The organism is Bailinhaonella thermotolerans (assembly GCF_003594875.1).
GTDB classification, from domain to species: domain Bacteria; phylum Actinomycetota; class Actinomycetes; order Streptosporangiales; family Streptosporangiaceae; genus Bailinhaonella; species Bailinhaonella thermotolerans.
In genome coordinates this window covers 458,612-474,145 of record NZ_QZEY01000001.1, presented here as the reverse complement: position 1 = coordinate 474,145, position 15,534 = coordinate 458,612, and the positions used below count along the sequence as shown (strand labels likewise).

Below are 15,534 nucleotides of genomic sequence, written 5' to 3'. Positions count from 1 at the left end.
GCGAGTGGCCCGGTCCGTGCTGGACGACCCGGTGCTGACGGGGGAGTGGCCACCGGCCGGGCACGCGAGGGTGGCCGCGCGGGCCGGCGCGGTGAGGGGCGGTGATTTCCGCCGGGCTCCTGCCCGGCGCGAATGGGCCACCCCCTTCCTCGATGACGACGCCCTGGCCGCCGCGCGGGTGCGCGCCGTGACCGAGTTCGGTGTCGTCGTACGGCGTCCGCGTCGTCTTCAGGACATGCCCGGAGTCGGCACGTCCGCCGCGGGCCGGCGCGACGTGCGGATCGTCCAGGCCGCCGCTCCGCACGTCAGCGCCGCTCAGGCCGCCGCGCCCCGGGCCGGCTCGCCGCCGTGTCTGCGGGCCGGCTCGCCGCCGTGATCCCGGGCGCCGGGGTGACGGCTTCGCCTATGTTCCTCGACGCGGTCACCTCACCTGGGATTCAGGGGATGTAGATGAGGAAGTAGTAGCCGGGCAGGCGGTGGCGGTCGCCGGCGTACCAGCGGCAGGGGGCGAGGCCGGTGTAGCCGCCGTTCTGCGCGGCGTCCTCGAAGGCGGCGTCGCAGGCGGCCATGGTGTCGTAGCGGGCGGACCAGTACCAGTCGGGCGGCAGCGGGGAGAGGGCGTGCCGTTCCGCCGCGGCGGGCGCGGCGCCGTACTGGGTGGAGGCGGACGCGGCGGCGGCGCCGGCCAGGGGTGCGGCCAGAGCCGTCGCGATCAGGAGTGCGGCGGACACGCTGCGGATCTTCACCGGGAGCTCCTCACGGTGCGGTGGGAGGACCCCTTCAGATCAGCATCGAACGCCGGGGGTGGGAAGGCCTCATCCGGCCGGGCTCATCCTCCGCGGGAGGCCCCGTCGCGCCGAGTCCGCGGTCGTGCGCGGGGTGCCCCGGCCGAATCCACGGGGTGCCCCGGTCGGCTCCACGCTGTACGCCCTTCGGGGGGTCCGGGCGGCGGGCCTCCCGGAAAATTCTTCAGGAAATCCGGAAGGGTGGTGTCGGATCGGGGCGGGGGCGTTCGTGGCATGGGTGAGACCGCCCGCAGGGGGCGGCGCCGACACGGAGGAAACGCGATCATGAAGCTGACGACCATGACCCAGGTCACCCTCGACGGGGTGATGCAGGGGAACGGCGCCACGTCGGACGACCGCAGGAACGGATTCGAGCGCGGCGGATGGGCCCTGGGCGCGGGTGACGACCGGACCAGGGAGTTCATCACGCGGACCTACCAGGGCGCCGGGGCGTTCCTGTTCGGCCGGCGCACCTACGAGCTGTTCGCCCGCTCCTGGGGAGCGGTCGGCCAGATGCGCGCGCATCCCATCGGCGTGGCTCTGAACCAGGCCCCCAAGTACGTCGCCTCGACCACGCTCACCGCGCCCGGCTGGGAGGGCACGACCGTCCTCGGCGGCGACCTCGCGGCGGCCATCGGAGAGCTGAAGGCCAAGGCCGGGGGTGAGCTGCAGGTGCACGGCAGCGGCGCGCTGATCCGGTGGCTGCTGGCGAACGAGCTGGTGGACGAGATGACGCTGATCGTGATCCCGGTGGTCCTCGGCCAGGGCACGAGACTGTTCCCGCAGGACGGTCCGGATCTCGCGCTCGACCTGGTCGAGTCGCGGGCCGACACCAAGGGCGTCACGACCCAGATCTACCGGCCGGCCGGGCGCCCGCGGTACGCGACGGCCTGAAATCCGACCGGCCGACCCTGAGGTCCCCGGTCCCCGAACCCCTGAAGTCCCCCAGCGAACCACTCTTTCCGCCGACGACACAGGAGATGATCTTCAGATGCGTTACCTGGTTTCCGTGATCGACGACAAGAGCAACCCCGGCAGCACGGACAGGGGGCCCGCCATCAGCGAGTTCAACGAACGGCTCATCGCCGAGGGCCACTGGGTGTTCGCGGGCGGGCTCGCCGGCACCGACACGGCCACCGTCGTCGACAACCGGGGCGAGCGGGCGGTGTTCACCGACGGGCCCTTCGTGGAGTCGAAGGAGTACCTCGCCGGCGTCTGGGTGTGGGAGGCCCCCGACCTGGACGTGGCGCTCGAGCTCGCCGCCGAGGCGTCCAAGGTCTGCGACCGCAAGATCGAGGTGCGGCCGTTCCTGTGAACGACGCCGACGCCCGCGAGGCGGTCACCCGGGCCCACCGCGAGGAGTGGGCCCGGGTGGTCGCCACCCTGGCCCGGCGCTTCGGCGACCTCGACATCGCCGAGGAGGCCGCCGCCGAGGCGTTCGCGGCCGCCGTACGGCGGTGGCCGGCCGACGGCGTGCCGCCCAGCCCCGGCGCCTGGCTGACCACCACGGCCGGCCGCAAGGCCATCGACCGGCTCCGGCGCGAGAGCAGGCGCGACGACAAGCACAAGGAGGCTCAGCTGGTGTACGGCGACGCCCCGCCCGAGCCGGCCGGCGTCATCGACGACGACCGGCTCCGGCTGATCTTCACCTGCTGTCACCCGGCGCTGGCGATGGAGGCCCGCGTGGCGCTGACGCTGCGCATGGTCGGCGGCCTGACCGTGCCCGAGATCGCCCGCGCCTTCCTGGTCCGGGAGACCGCCCTGGAACGGCGCATCACCCGCGCGAAGGCCAAGATCAAGGCGGCGCGCATCCCCTACCGGGTGCCGTCAGCCGAGGATCTGCCGGAGCGGGTCTCCGGCGTGCTCGCCGTCCTGTACCTGGTGTTCAACGAGGGCTACCTGGCGACCGGCCCCGGCGCCGGCCCCGTGCGGCAGGACCTGACCGCCGAGGCGATCCGGCTCACCCGCCTGACCCGCGCCCTCCTGCCGGACGACGGCGAGGTGGCCGGGCTGCTGGCGCTGATGCTGCTCACCGAGGCCCGCCGTACCGCCCGGGTCTCGGCGGGCGGCGAGCTGGTCACGCTCGCCGAGCAGGACCGCGGGGCCTGGGACGCGGCGCTGATCGCCGAAGGCCACCGGCTGGTGCGCGAGCGCCTGGCCGCGGCCGCCGCCGGAACGCCTCCGGGCCGCTACCAGATCCTGGCCGCGATCAACGCCGTGCACACCTCCGCCCGCGACATCCGCGACACCGACTGGTCACAGATCCTCGCCCTGTACGACCAGCTCGCCCGCCTCGACCCCGCACCGATCGTCGCCCTCAACCGGGCCGTCGCGGTCGCCGAACTCGACGGGCCGCAGGTGGCGCTGGCCGAGGTCGACCGCCTCCAGGACAGTTTGGCCGGCTACCACGCCTACCACGCCACCCGCGCCGACCTGCTGCGCAGGCTGGGCCTGAGCCGGCAGGCGCGCGCCGCCTACGACAGGGCCATCGAACTGGCCGGCAACACCGCCGAGACCGCCTACCTGACCCGCCGCCGCGACCAACTCCGCTGACCCCCGGCTCCCGCCCCGCCCCGCGTATGCAGGGCGAGGCCCTGCACTCCAGGGGGCTCCCGGAGGATGGGGATCTGAGCCTGGCCACGCCTGCCGACGTGCTCGCGGAGAGAAGGGCCGAGGCTTGAGGTGCCGTGACGAGTGGGGCTGACGCCCGTTGCCAGTTCGACATGATTTGGGTGGGAATGTTGGGGTGATCGCGGTCACATGGGTCGGCGCGAGCCCCACCCACATGCTCGATTCGCTTGACGGCGATGTTCACGGGGGTCAGGCTCGACGCCGAAGGGCCAGGCCGGGGCAGACCCTCAGACTAGGCGGCGAGCATGACGCTACGGTTCTATGGCAAGGGCGGCAGTGAGCAGGAAGAGTGCCCTGCGGTCTTCGTGGATGAGGAGACGCTGGATCTCGTGCTCGTGGGTGTTCGTGTCGAAGATCCGCAGACGGTGTCCGAGATCAAGAAGTACACCGACGTGTACGGGAACGAGGGGGCGTTCCGCCTGCCGAGGAAGCTGCGCAAGGCTCTGTGGGAGGCATTGGGTGGCCCCGATCCCGACTTTGGCTGAGCTGTTCGCCAAGACGCGGCACTCGGTGACGCACCTGGAGATGCGTGACACCTACGGCACGAGCAGCCTGGGGTACCAGGCGTGGCGGAAGGGCGTGCCGATCGAGGAGATCGCCCGCTACGACTACCTGAAGCCGTGGGTGGAACTCGTGGCGGGACATGTCGCACGCGGCGTCTCCTTCCGCCGGGCCCGAATCATCTCTGAGCCGGTCAGCGACTACATCCGATACGAGTACGGCATCACGCCCGCCGCCAACCTCGTCGCCGGTGAACGGGTGCGATGGCTGCCCCGCCCGCAGGCGCGTGACATCGCGTTGCCGGGCTGCGACTTCTGGCAGTTCGACGGCGGCCTGGTCCGCTTCGTGTTCCAGGATGGAGACGGCGAGAAGGTCGGGAACGACCTGTCCGATGATCCCGCCGTGGCCGAGCTCTGCTCTTCGGCCTTCGAGGCCGTCTGGAGCCGGGCACTCGACCACCAGGAGTACAAGCCCGCCTGAGCTACCCGGCCGCCACGTGTCCAAGTCAGAATCATCGAGCGTTCAGCGGGTCCGGCAGGCGATCGCGGACCGCCTGCGCGAGATCATGCGCGACGCGGGTCTGAACAACCGGGAACTCGCCAGACGGGCCGGGTGGGACGAGACCAAGTGCTCGCGCCTCATCCACGCGCGCACCCGGCCTTCCGACGCCGATATCCGCACCTGGTGCACCATCTGCGGCGTTCCGGAGGAGATCCCCAATCTCATCGCGGCGTCCCGCAACGCGGAGAACGCCTATGTGGAGTGGCGCAGGGTCAACCGGAGCGTCAAGCACCTCCAGGAGCTCCGGCTTGCCCTGTACGAGGAGACCACCCTCTTCCGCTTCTACTGCTCCAACGTGATCCCCTGGCCCTTGCAGACCCCGGGCTACATGCGAGCGCTCATCGGAGGTGCGACGGAGTTCCGCCGCACCGGGGCCACCGACATCGAGGAGGGCGTTCAGGCGCGGGTGGCGCGGCAGGAGACCTACTTGGGCGCCGGGAGCCACCGCCGCTGTGCCATGATCGTCGAGGAGCCGGTTCTCTACGGCAGGGTCGGCGACGATGTCACGATGCGCGAGCAGCTTCGCCATCTCCTCACTGGTATGCATCGGGCCAACCTGTCCTTCGGCGTCGTGCCGATGGGCATCCGACGCCCTCTCGCCGCCAAGGAGACGTTCTCGATCTATGACGAGTCGCGCGTGTTCATCGAACTCCTGTCCGCAGCCGTCACCATCACGTCGCCGGGAGAGATAGATCTGTACGTGCGCTACTTCGCCGAGCTGTCCGCCGTGGCCGCCCACGGTGACAAGGCACGAGCCTTGATCACACGAGCCATCGCCGCCCTGCCCTGAAACTCGTGTGCAAACTCGTGCAGACTCGTTGATCCGTCACTCTCCGCGCTCCTACCGTCGCCGCATGACCAGTGGCCAGCAGACGACGCGAGAGACCGACAGTCGGAGAAACGAGCCGGAGAACGGCGCGCCGGCCGCGCCGGCCGCGCCGGCCGGGATGGCCGAGATGGCCGAGATGGCCGATCGCGTCGTGAACCTGGCCGAGGCGTTCGCGGAGAAGACCGGGGAGGTGGGGTAGGTGGGCAAGGCGCGGGAGGTCGCGGGGGACGCGGCGGTTCCGGCCGCGCTGACCCGGATCGAGTGGCGGGTCCGGCGGGACGAGGACGCCTCGCCTTCGTACTCGGGGTATCTGGGCGGGGCGCGCGCCTTCTTCCTGTTCCAGGAGTTCGCGCGGGGGCGCTGGAGGATGTGGGTCCACCTGCCGGGAGAGAAGGGGGCGCGGGCGACGGTGCGGGCGCTCTCGCTGGAGGACGCCCAGCATCAGGCGGACCTCATCCTGAAGGACTTCCTCACGCTCCTCGGTGATCCGCCGCCCACGATCACGCGGTGACCCGGGCCGGGCCCGGGCTCGTCACCCCGCGCGGGCCACGTCGCCGCGCCTCACCCCCGGCGGCCACCGGGCGCCGAGCCCGCCGGATCAGCCGACCCGGTGACTCCCGTCAGCGGGGGAGGGGGAGGGCGCCGGCGTCGGGGGTGAACAGGCGGCTCTCCAGGTGCTCGGCGGCGTAGTCGATCGCGCCGATCACCACGCATTCGTCGCCGAGGTCGGAGGCGGCGAGCGCGGGCATGCGGATGCAGCGGCGCTCCAGGCGTTCGCGCAGCGGCGGCAGCAGGACGTCGGCGGAGCGGGAGAAGCCGCCGCCCAGGACGATGATCTGCGGGTCGAGGATGAGGGCGAGCGCGGCCGCGCCTATCGCGACGTCGTCGGTGTAACGCTCGACGGCTTCCAGGGCGACCGGATCGCCGCTCCGGGCGGCGGCGAGGGTGTGGCCGGCGGCGTGCTCCAGCGGGGTGCCGGGCGGGACCACCGCGCAGGTGTTCAGGTGCTCGGTGGCCTCCAGCCAGCGCGCCTCCGGCAGCACGACGATCTCGCCCGCCGCCCCGCCGAAGCCCTGGTGCACCCGGCCGCCGATGATCAGGCCCGCGCCCATGCCCAGGCCGAGATGCAGGAAAACCACGTCCGAGGCGCCGCGGGCCGCCCCGCGCCGCGACTCGCCCAGGGCGGCCAGCCGGCTGTCGTTCTCGACCAGCACCTCGCAGGGGAACATCGCGCGGAGCCGGGCGCCCAGGTCCAGCCCGGTCCACGAGGGGATGGCCACGGAGTAGGCGATGCTGCCGTCGGGCCGGAGCGTGCCGGTGGTCCCCACGGCGATGGTCCACAGGTCGGCCATCGCGATGCCGCCGAGGTCGAGGCACATGGACACGGCGTGCTCTATGGCCGAGAGCCGTTCCTCAAGGGGCGTCTCCGGCGGCACCGGCCGCTTGGCCTCGGCCAGGATCCGGCCGTCGAGGTCGGCCACGGCGACGCGCACGTTGTGCCCGCCTATGTCCACCCCGGCCAGGTAGCCGTTCTCGGCGCGGAACCGGTAGCGCCGGGCGGGCCTGCCCATCGTGCCGGGGCTCGGCGGCACCTCCTCCACCCAGCCCAGAGCCACGAGCTCGTCGGTGACCTCCTTGGTGGACGGCCGGGACAGGCCGGTGCGGTCGGCGAGCGCCGACAGGGTGAGCGGCCCCGACTCGCGCAGCGCCCGGATCGCGCTGAGCGCGTTGAGCTGCCGCAACCGGGACAGGTCGCCGCCAATCAATCTCGCCATCGCCGCCCTAACGTAAGTCTCCTACGTAACTCGGGATTATGCCAGAGCTTGCCGTACGGCTCAGCCCGCTTCGCCTCCCGTTTTCCGGCAAATCACCCATTGACCCCTCAAGATCATCATGTTAGTAATGTAGCTCTCCTTCGTAAGTTGAGAGAAAGAAGATCTGATGCCGTTCACGGACATCGGCGAGACGGGGTACGTCCACGGACGGGCACGCGTGTACGAGCACGGCTGGCAGTCCTGGAGCCCCACCGGCGCCTACGCCCTCGACGCCACGCCCCCCAGGCCCGCCGACGCCACGATCCAGATCCTCTGCTACCGCCCGGAGACCCCCGTCCCCGGCGGGGTGTTCCAGGGCGAGGGTCTGCTGGCGATCGAGACGGGCGACGGCGCGGTCGAGCTGTGGTCGGCGCCCAGCCCGCTCCAGGTGCCGTCGATCCGCGCCCGCCGCGAGGGCGACCGCCTCGTCGTCTCCGCCGACGGCCAGGTACGGCACCGCCGCGTCGAGGGCGACCTCGACCTCGCCCTGCGCGTGTGGGCCGAGGAGATCGCCGAGGGGTACGCGCCCGAGGCGTTCCCGGCCGTCCCGCCCATGTGGTGCACCTGGTACGGCTACTGGGACAAGGTCACCGAGGCCGACGTCCTGGAGAACCTCAGGCTGGCCGACCGCCACGGCCTGGGCGCGGACATGATCCTCATCGACGACGGCTACGAGGCGGGGATCGGCGACTGGCTGGACCCGCGGCCCGGGTTCGGCTCGCTGGAGCGGGCGGTCGGCGCCGTCGCCGAGACCGGCAAGCGCGTCGGGATCTGGACCGCCCCCTTCCTGGTGGGACACGGCAGCCGGCTCTTCACCGAGCACCCCGACTGGCTGGTGCGGGACGCGTACGCGGGTCACATGTGGGACCAGGAGCTCGCCGTCCTCGACGTGACCCACCCCGACGCCGCCGAGCACCTGGTGAGCGTGTTCCGCTCTCTCGCGGCCCTCGGCATCAGCCACTTCAAGCTCGACTACCTCTACGCCGGGGCCCTGGCCGGCGGCCGCCACGAGGACCTGGACCCCGTCGCGGCCTACCGGCGCGGCCTGGAGCTGATCCGCCGGGGCGCGGGCCCCGCGGCCACCCTGCACGGCTGCGGCGCGCCCCTGCTGCCCAGCCTCGGCCTCGTGGACATCATGCGGGTCAGCCCCGACATCGCGCCCACCCTGCACCCCAAGTCCGGCGACATCAGCCAGCCGTCGCAGCTCGGCGCCCGCCTCACCGGCGCGGCCCGGGAGTTCCTGCACGCGCGCTGGTGGGTCAACGACCCGGACTGCATCATCGTGCGGCCGGAGGTCGAGGCCCGCCGCGAGTGGGCGGCGCACATCGCGGCCACCGGCGGCCTGCGCGGCTCCAGCGACCCGATCGCCGCCCTGGACCCGTGGGGGCTGGAGACGACCCGCCGCCTGATGATCCCCACCGCCACGGTGCCGTCGTGACCAGGCCCGGCGCCAACACCCGCCCGACGGGCCCCGCCGGGACGCCCGCCCCGGACGACTCCGGGAAGCCGGAGACCCCGGAGACCCCGGAGGCGACCGCCCAGGGGACGCCCGTGCCAGGGCCGGCGCCGGCGGGCCCGGCGGGAGCCGTACCGCCGGGCACCGCGCCGCCGGCGGCGGGCCGTACGGCCGGCGCCAGGGCGCGCCCCGGCCGCAAGCGGGGGAGAGGCGACTGGTACGCGTACCTGTTCGTCGCGCCCAGCCTGTTCGGGGTGCTGGCGTTCCTGCTGCTCCCCATGGTCGTGGTCTTCGTCCTGAGCTTCTTCCACTGGGAGCTGCTGTCCGAGCCCACCTTCGCCGGCGTCGACAACTACCGCCGCCTGGCGGGCGACGCCGAGGCGTGGCGCTCGGTGTGGGTCACCGTCCTGTACGTCCTGCTGTGCATCCCCCTGCAGACCGTGCTCGCGCTGGCCCTGGCCCTGCTCCTGGACCGGCGCGTGCGGGGCGTGCGGATCTACCGGGCGCTGTTCGTCGTGCCGTGGATGGCCACCCCGATCGTGCTGGGCCTGGTCTGGACCTGGATCTTCGACCCCCGCGACGGCGCGCTCAACCGCGCGCTCGCCCTGGTCGGGGTGCACGGCCCGGAGTGGCTGTCGGACCCGTCCTGGGCGCTGCCGGCCGTCGCGCTCGTGAGCGTCTGGCAGAACACCGGCTACAACATGCTGTTCTTCCTCGCCGGGCTGCAGGGCGTGCCCAAGGAGCTGCACGACGCGGCCGCGACCGACGGCGCGACCGCCTCGCAGCGGTTCTGGCGGATCACCCTGCCCCTGCTCAACCCCACGATGTTCTTCGTCATGGTGACGAACCTCATCGGCGCCTTCCAGGTCTTCGACACGGTCTTCGTGATGACCGAGGGCGGCCCGAGCGGGAGCACCGCGGTCATCAACTTCACGATCTTCCAGACCGCCTTCCGCGCGTTCGACTTCGGCTACGCCTCGACCCTGTCGATGCTGCTCTTCGCGCTCATCTTCGCGGTCACCCTGGCGCAGGTCCGGTTCTTCGGCAAGCGCACCACCTACGACCTCGGCTGAGGATGCCATGACCAAGCGACTGCTGCTCCACGTCGTGCTCGCCGTGGGCGCGTTCGTCTCCCTCTTCCCCTACCTGCTCGTGGTGCTGACCGCGTTCAAGTCGCAGGGCCAGCTCAACACCACCGCGCCGTGGGTCCCCGGCCTGCCGCCGACCACGGCGAACCTGACCCGGTTCCTGTCGGGCGACTTCCCCCGCTACATCCTCAACACGCTCGTGATGACGGCGGTGCTGACCGCGGGCCAGCTCGTGTTCACCACCTTCGCCGCCTACGCGTTCGCGCGGCTGCGCTTCCGCGGCCGGGAGGTGCTGTTCTGGCTGTACGTCGCGACGATGATGGTGCCGAGCGCCGTCACGATGATCCCGCTGTTCCTGATCATGCGGGAGCTGGACCTGGTCAACACGTGGTACGGCCTGCTCGCGCCGTACGTGCTCGGCACGCCGTACGGGATCTTCCTGATGCGGCAGTTCCTGCGGACCCTGCCCTCCGGGCTGGAGGAGGCGGCGCGCATCGACGGCGCCGGCCCGCTGACGATCCTGGTGCGCATCCTGCTGCCGCTGTGCCGCCCGGCGCTGGGCACCCTCGCCATCATCACCGTGATCTCCTCGTGGAACAGCTTCCTGTGGCCGCTGATCGTCACCAGCGGCGAGGGCACCCGCGTGATCACCGTGGCGATCGCCACGCTCAAGGGCGGCATCGGGACCGACTACAACCTCATGATGGCCGGCGGCCTGATCGCCCTGCTGCCGATGCTCGTCGTCTTCGTCTTCTGCCAGAAGTACATCGTCCGGTCGGTGGCCCTCACCGGCCTCAAGTAGAAGAGGTCAGCGAATGAAGCACTTCCCCCGGATTCGCTGGGCCGGGGCGCTCCTGGGCGCCGCCCTGCTCGCGCTCACCGGCTGCGGCGACGGCGACGGCGGCGGCGGTGGCGGCCAGGACGGCAAGGTCGCCCTGACGTACCGGCTCTGGGACGAACAGCAGAAGGCCGGCTACGAGAAGGTCATCGCGAACTTCGAGAAGGCCAACCCCGGCATCGACGTGTCGATCGAGCTGCTGCCCTGGGACCAGTACTGGACCAAGCTCACCGCGGACGCGGTCGCGGGCACCGCGCCCGACGTGTTCTGGATGGCGCCGAGCCAGTTCCCCGAGTACGTCACCAAGGGCGTGCTGGCCGACGTCGCCCCGGCCAAGATCGACGCGTCCAAGTACCACCAGACCGTCGTCCAGACCTTCACCTACGAGGGCAAGCTCTACGGCGTCCCGAAGGACTGGGGCATCGTCGGCCTGTTCTACAACAAGGACCTGTTCAAGAAGGCGGGCGTCGAGATGCCCGACAAGCTCACCTGGAAGCCCGACGGCTCCGGCACGTTCCTGGAGACCGCGCGCAAGCTCACCGTGGACGCCAAGGGCAAGCACCCCGGCGAGTCCGGCTTCGACCCGGCCTCGGTCAAGACGTACGGCTTCGCCTCCTGGAACCACTACCAGACGCAGTGGATGAACTGGGTGGCCTCCAACGGCGGCAAGCTGCTGGACAAGCCGTTCGGGAAGTACGCCTTCAACGACGACGCGTCCGTGCAGGCCCTCCAGTTCGGCGTGGACCTGGTCAACAAGCACCACGTCTCGCCGCCCGCGACGCAGACCAACCCGCCCAGCGACAAGATCAACGACATGTTCAAGGCGGGACAGGTCGCCATGTTCCCGGCGAACAACGCGCTGCTGCCGTTCGTGGCCCCCGAGCTGTCGTTCGAGCTCGGCATCGCGCCCATGCCCGAGGGCCCGGCCGGGCGCGCGGTGAACCTCAACGGCCTGGCCGAGGCCGTCTACGCCAAGAGCGACCACCCGGCCGAGGCGATGAAGCTGGCCGCCTACCTCGGCTCCGCGGAGGCGCAGAAGGTGATGGCCGACGGCGGCTACGTCTTCCCCGCGCTCGACGGCCTGGCCCAGGGCTACGTCGACTACTGGAAGACCAAGAAGGTCGACGTCGAGCCGTTCCTGGAGCAGTCGCGCGGCACGACCTTCGCGCTGCCCGTCACCACCGGCTTCACCGCCTTCGAGACCAAGCTCGTGCAGATCTTCAACGAGATGTACCTCGGCAAGATCACCCCGAAGCAGGCCGCGGACCAGGCGGTCACCACGGGTAACGCGACCGTCAAGTGAGGGACCACATGATCACCCGGCGTTCACTGCTCGCCGGGGGCGCGACCCTGGGCCTGACCGCCGCGCTGGGCGCCTCGCCCGCGCGCGCGGCGGCCCGCCGCGCCCCCCTGTCCGACCCCTTCACGCTCGGCGTCGCCTCGGGCGAGCCGACCCACGACGGCGTGGTGCTGTGGACGCGGCTCGCCGTCGACCCGATCGCCCCCGACGGGCTCGGCGGCATGCCGTCCCGCCCCGTCCCCGTGGAGTGGCAGATCGCCGCCGACGAGGGCTTCCGCCGCGTCGTACGGCGGGGCACCGCGATCGCCCGGCCCGAGGCCGCCCACAGCGTGCACGTCGAGCTGGACCACCTCGCCCCCGGCGCCGAGTACTTCTACCGGTTCCGCGCCGCCGGCCAGATCTCCCCGGCCGGCCGCACGCTCACCGCCCCCGCCCCCGGCACCCGGTCCCGGCCGCTGAACCTGTCGTTCACCTCGTGCGCCGACTACCAGACCGGCTGGTTCACCGCGTACCGCCGCATGGCCGAGGACGAGCCGGACCTCATCGCCTTCCTCGGCGACTACATCTACGAGTACGGCGACTACAAGTACCCCGTCCGCGACCAGGCCGGCGGCGAGTGCTTCGACCTGGCCGGGTACCGGCTGCGGCACGCCCAGCACAAGGCCGACCCCGAGTCCCAGCTCGCCCACGCCATCGCCCCCTGGGCCGTGGTCTGGGACGACCACGACATCGAGAACGCCTGGGCCGGCGACGTCCCCGAGCAGCCGGACCCGAACTTCCTCAAGCGCCGGGCCGCCGCCTTCCAGGCCTACTACGAGAACATGCCGCTGCGCCGCGCCCAGCGCCCGAACGGCTCGGCCCTGCGCCTGCACCGTTCCCTCCGCTGGGGCTCCGTCGCCAACCTGCACCTGCTCGACACCCGCCAGTACCGGGACCTGTACGCCTGCGGCGGCAAGACCGGCACGATCGGGGCCGACTGCGCCGAGCGGCTCGAACCGAACCGCACCATCCTCGGCGCCGAGCAGGAGGCCTGGCTCGACCGTGAGCTGCGCGACTCCCGCGCCACCTGGGACCTGCTCGGCCAGCAGGTCTTCCTGATGGAGATGGACTGGACCGTCGGCGAGGGCAAGGGCTACTCCAACGACGGCTGGGACGGCTACGTCGCCTCCCGCAACCGGCTGGCGGCGGCGATCGACCGGTACCGGCGCAACGCCGTCGTGCTCACCGGCGACGTGCACTCCCACTGGGCCGGCGAGGTCAAGCTCGACCACCAGCGGCCCGACTCCAAGTCCGTCGCCGTCGAACTGGTCACCACCTCGGTCACCAGCGCGGGCAACGGCGCCGACGAGTACCCGGACACGCGGGCCCTGCTCGCCGAGAACCCGCACGTGAAGTTCTTCAACGGCCGCCGCGGCTACGTCCGGGCGCGGATCACCCCGCAGGAGATGAAGGTGGACTTCCGCTCGCTGTCCCGCGTGACCGAGCCGTACGCCCCCGCCTACACCTCCGGCTCCTTCGTCGTCGAACCGGGCGCCCCCCGGCTCAACCCGGCCTGACGGGACCCCCACTATGCGCGTCACCACGGCGGCCGCCGCGGCCGCCCTCCTCACGCTGCCCTTACTCGCCTCGTCCGCCGCCGCGGCCTCGCCCGCGCCGCCCCCGGACGCGCCCGCGACGTCCGTGCCCGCGACCCCGGCCACGCCCCCGGCCGCCTCCTCGACCTCGGTTCCGCCCCCGGCCCCGGCCCCGGCCACGCCTCCGGCCCCGACTCCGACTCCGGCCTCGGAGGCGACCCCGTCGCCGGCGCCGTCGGCGACGCCCGCGCCCGGCGAGGCGCCGTACGCGCCCCCGATGGGCTGGAACAGCCGCTCCCTGGGCTGCTCGGTCACCGAGGCCGCCGTACGGCAGGCCGCCGACGCCCTGGCGCCGCTGGCCCCCCTCGGCTACCGGCACGTCGTCATCGACGACTGCTGGCTGGCCGCCCAGCGCGCGGACGGCGCGCTCGTCCCCGACCGCGCCCGCTTCCCCGGCGGCGTCGAGGCCCTCGCCGCGTACGTCCACGGCAAGGGCCTCAAGCTGGGCGTCTCGCTGTCGGCCGGCACCAAGGCGTGCGCGGGCGGCGGCGCCGGCTCGTACAAGAACGAGGCCGCCGACGCCGCCCGGGTGAAGGCCTGGGGCGTCGACTACGTCAAGTACGACTGGTGCAACATCCCCACCGCCGACTTCCCCGGCCAGAACGTCCGGCAGATCGCCGAGACCCTCTACCCGCGCATGCGCCAGGCCCTCGGCGACGGCGTCGTCTTCGCCATGAACAACGAGGACGGCAGCACCGTCCCGTGGCTCTGGGCCAAGGGCGCCGGCGCCACGACCTGGCGGACCAACGTCTACAACCGGCCCATCGCCGACACCTACGCCAACATGGTGGACATCTGGGAGTTCAACCAGCTCCGGGCCGAGTACGCCGGACCGGGGAGCTGGGCCGACCCCGACCTCATCCAGGCCGGGCGCGGCGGGATGACCGAGACCGAGTACCGCGCCCAGTTCACCCTGTGGGCGGTCGGCGCCGCCCCGCTCATGCTCCAGGCCGACCCCGCCAAGGCGCCCGCCGCCGTCGTCGCCAACCCCAAGGTGATCGCGGTGAACCAGGACGGGCTCGGCGTCCAGGCGCGGCTGGTCAGCAGCGACGGCTGGTACCACGTGCTGGCCAAGCCGCTGGCGAACGGCGACCGCGCGATCGCCCTGTTCAACGAGAGCGACCGCGCGGCGACGATCTCCACGACCCTGGCCCGGGCCGGGCTGGGCCGCGGCCGCCACCGCGTCGAGGAGCTGTGGACCGGCGCCGTCACCTCGACCGGCGGCACCATCGCCGCCCAGGTGCCCGCGCACGCCGCCGTGCTGTACCGCGTCGGCCCCAGCCGCGAGCAGGCCCCGCCGCTGGTGACGGTCGAGGTGGACCCGGGCGCCCTCGGCGACGACCGGCCCACCACCCTGGAGCCCGGCCGATCGGGCGACATCGTCACCCGCGTGACCAACACCGGGGCCACCGGCCGGCTGCGCGACGTGCGCGTCGCGCTCACCGCCCCGGACGGCTGGCGGGCCGACGCCCGCTCCAGCACCCGCGCGGCCCGCCTCGACGGCTCCGAGACGTTCACCGTGACCTGGTCCGTCACCCCGCCCGCCGGCGCCGCCCCCGGGCCGTACGCCCTGAGCGCCACCGTCACCTCCAGCGCCGGCACCCAGACGGCCGCCGCCTCCGTCGCCGTCGCCACCGCGCCCCCCTCAGGCCGGACCTACCTCAGCGACCTGACCTGGACGAACGCCAAGAACCACTTCGGCCCGGTCGAGAAGGACACCAGCAACGGGGAACGGGCCGCCGGCGACGGGAAGCCGATCACCATCCAGGGCGTCCGGTACGCCAAGGGCCTCGGCGCCCACGCGCCCGCCGACATCGAGTACTACGCCGCCGGGCGCTGCACCACCGTGGAGTTCTCCGCCGGCATCGACGACGAGGTGGGCGAGGCCGGCTCCGCGGTGTTCGAGGTCTGGGCCGACGGCGGCCGGGTCGCGCGCTCGGAGCTGCTCACCGGCGCCCGGCCCGCGCAGAAGGTCACCGCCGACATCCGCGGCGCGCGCCACGTCCGGCTGGTCGCGACCAACGGCGGCGACAACGCCACCTCCGACCACGCCGACTTCGCCGACGCCGCCATCACCTGCCAGTAGGGAGTTCTCCT

General features: G+C 72.3%; 17 protein-coding genes. 15 read left to right on the top strand and 2 right to left on the bottom strand.

Going from position 1 to position 15,534, the window contains the following annotated elements:
* Window positions 1–4: 4 nt before the first annotated feature.
* On the top strand, window positions 5–376 hold the full coding sequence (locus D5H75_RS02320) for a hypothetical protein (protein ID WP_119924618.1): 372 nt from the start codon (window positions 5–7) through the stop codon (window positions 374–376).
* A gap of 61 nt (window positions 377–437) precedes the next feature.
* Here the strand turns inward: D5H75_RS02320 and D5H75_RS02315 are convergent, their stop codons facing one another.
* Window positions 438–746 (bottom strand): hypothetical protein, encoded by a 309-nt coding sequence (locus D5H75_RS02315; RefSeq protein WP_119924617.1) that lies wholly within the window; start codon window positions 744–746, stop codon window positions 438–440.
* Window positions 747–1,070: 324 nt separating this feature from the next.
* Between D5H75_RS02315 and D5H75_RS02310 the strand changes: the two genes are divergently transcribed.
* The 8 genes from D5H75_RS02310 to D5H75_RS02280 all read left to right on the top strand — a co-directional run bounded on the left by D5H75_RS02310 (window position 1,071) and on the right by D5H75_RS02280 (window position 5,818).
* Window positions 1,071–1,679 (top strand): dihydrofolate reductase family protein, encoded by a 609-nt coding sequence (locus D5H75_RS02310; RefSeq protein ID WP_119924616.1) that lies wholly within the window; start codon window positions 1,071–1,073, stop codon window positions 1,677–1,679.
* Between the two features lie 97 nt (window positions 1,680–1,776).
* Window positions 1,777–2,100 (top strand): YciI family protein, encoded by a 324-nt coding sequence (locus tag D5H75_RS02305; protein WP_119924615.1) that lies wholly within the window; start codon window positions 1,777–1,779, stop codon window positions 2,098–2,100.
* A complete protein-coding gene (locus tag D5H75_RS02300; RefSeq protein ID WP_119924614.1) occupies window positions 2,097–3,338 on the top strand; it encodes an RNA polymerase sigma factor in 1,242 nt (413 codons plus the stop codon). The genes D5H75_RS02305 and D5H75_RS02300 overlap by 4 nt, the downstream gene beginning before the upstream one ends.
* Window positions 3,339–3,661: 323 nt before the next feature.
* Window positions 3,662–3,901: a hypothetical protein gene (locus D5H75_RS02295; RefSeq protein WP_119924613.1), complete on the top strand. Its 240-nt coding sequence runs from the start codon at window positions 3,662–3,664 to the stop codon at window positions 3,899–3,901.
* Window positions 3,894–4,397, top strand: coding sequence for a DUF6879 family protein (locus tag D5H75_RS02290; RefSeq protein WP_119924612.1), 504 nt, complete (start codon window positions 3,894–3,896; stop codon window positions 4,395–4,397). The genes D5H75_RS02295 and D5H75_RS02290 overlap by 8 nt, the downstream gene beginning before the upstream one ends.
* A gap of 16 nt (window positions 4,398–4,413) precedes the next feature.
* Complete coding sequence (locus D5H75_RS02285; RefSeq protein ID WP_202637743.1) at window positions 4,414–5,268, top strand: helix-turn-helix domain-containing protein; 855 nt, start codon at window positions 4,414–4,416, stop codon at window positions 5,266–5,268.
* A 64-nt stretch (window positions 5,269–5,332) separates the two neighbouring features.
* Window positions 5,333–5,506, top strand: a complete 174-nt coding sequence (locus tag D5H75_RS41190; protein WP_202637742.1) for a hypothetical protein — start codon at window positions 5,333–5,335, stop codon at window positions 5,504–5,506.
* Entirely contained in the window at window positions 5,507–5,818 is a 312-nt protein-coding gene (locus D5H75_RS02280) for a hypothetical protein (protein WP_119924610.1), read from the top strand.
* Between the two features lie 109 nt (window positions 5,819–5,927).
* Here D5H75_RS02280 and D5H75_RS02275 read toward each other — a convergent pair whose 3' ends face one another.
* Complete coding sequence (locus D5H75_RS02275) at window positions 5,928–7,082, bottom strand: ROK family transcriptional regulator (protein WP_119924609.1); 1,155 nt, start codon at window positions 7,080–7,082, stop codon at window positions 5,928–5,930.
* 166 nt (window positions 7,083–7,248) lie between these two features.
* On the opposite strand from D5H75_RS02275, the gene D5H75_RS02270 reads away from it, so the two are divergent.
* From D5H75_RS02270 to D5H75_RS02245, 6 genes are read left to right on the top strand one after another with little or no spacing between them, the layout of a single operon-like run.
* Window positions 7,249–8,559: a glycoside hydrolase family 36 protein gene (locus D5H75_RS02270; protein ID WP_119924608.1), complete on the top strand. Its 1,311-nt coding sequence runs from the start codon at window positions 7,249–7,251 to the stop codon at window positions 8,557–8,559.
* Window positions 8,556–9,650 (top strand): carbohydrate ABC transporter permease, encoded by a 1,095-nt coding sequence (locus D5H75_RS02265; protein WP_202637741.1) that lies wholly within the window; start codon window positions 8,556–8,558, stop codon window positions 9,648–9,650. The genes D5H75_RS02270 and D5H75_RS02265 overlap by 4 nt, the downstream gene beginning before the upstream one ends.
* A gap of 7 nt (window positions 9,651–9,657) precedes the next feature.
* Window positions 9,658–10,467, top strand: a complete 810-nt coding sequence (locus tag D5H75_RS02260) for a carbohydrate ABC transporter permease (RefSeq protein ID WP_119924607.1) — start codon at window positions 9,658–9,660, stop codon at window positions 10,465–10,467.
* A 13-nt stretch (window positions 10,468–10,480) separates the two neighbouring features.
* Complete coding sequence (locus D5H75_RS02255) at window positions 10,481–11,806, top strand: ABC transporter substrate-binding protein (protein ID WP_119924606.1); 1,326 nt, start codon at window positions 10,481–10,483, stop codon at window positions 11,804–11,806.
* Between the two features lie 8 nt (window positions 11,807–11,814).
* Window positions 11,815–13,359, top strand: coding sequence for an alkaline phosphatase D family protein (locus tag D5H75_RS02250; RefSeq protein ID WP_119924605.1), 1,545 nt, complete (start codon window positions 11,815–11,817; stop codon window positions 13,357–13,359).
* Between the two features lie 13 nt (window positions 13,360–13,372).
* The gene (locus D5H75_RS02245) at window positions 13,373–15,523 is read left to right on the top strand and encodes an NPCBM/NEW2 domain-containing protein (protein ID WP_119924604.1); all 2,151 of its coding nucleotides are present in this window, start codon (window positions 13,373–13,375) and stop codon (window positions 15,521–15,523) included.
* Window positions 15,524–15,534: the final 11 nt, after the last annotated feature.

Coding starts and splice junctions, on each gene's coding strand:
- D5H75_RS02250 (WP_119924605.1), top strand. CDS start 11,815: ATGATCACCCGGCGTTCACTGCTCGCCGGGGGCGCGACCCTGGGCCTG.
- D5H75_RS02310 (WP_119924616.1), top strand. CDS start 1,071: ATGAAGCTGACGACCATGACCCAGGTCACCCTCGACGGGGTGATGCAG.
- D5H75_RS41190 (WP_202637742.1), top strand. CDS start 5,333: ATGACCAGTGGCCAGCAGACGACGCGAGAGACCGACAGTCGGAGAAAC.
- D5H75_RS02255 (WP_119924606.1), top strand. CDS start 10,481: ATGAAGCACTTCCCCCGGATTCGCTGGGCCGGGGCGCTCCTGGGCGCC.
- D5H75_RS02305 (WP_119924615.1), top strand. CDS start 1,777: ATGCGTTACCTGGTTTCCGTGATCGACGACAAGAGCAACCCCGGCAGC.
- D5H75_RS02275 (WP_119924609.1), bottom strand. CDS start 7,082: ATGGCGAGATTGATTGGCGGCGACCTGTCCCGGTTGCGGCAGCTCAAC.
- D5H75_RS02295 (WP_119924613.1), top strand. CDS start 3,662: ATGACGCTACGGTTCTATGGCAAGGGCGGCAGTGAGCAGGAAGAGTGC.
- D5H75_RS02270 (WP_119924608.1), top strand. CDS start 7,249: ATGCCGTTCACGGACATCGGCGAGACGGGGTACGTCCACGGACGGGCA.
- D5H75_RS02245 (WP_119924604.1), top strand. CDS start 13,373: ATGCGCGTCACCACGGCGGCCGCCGCGGCCGCCCTCCTCACGCTGCCC.
- D5H75_RS02260 (WP_119924607.1), top strand. CDS start 9,658: ATGACCAAGCGACTGCTGCTCCACGTCGTGCTCGCCGTGGGCGCGTTC.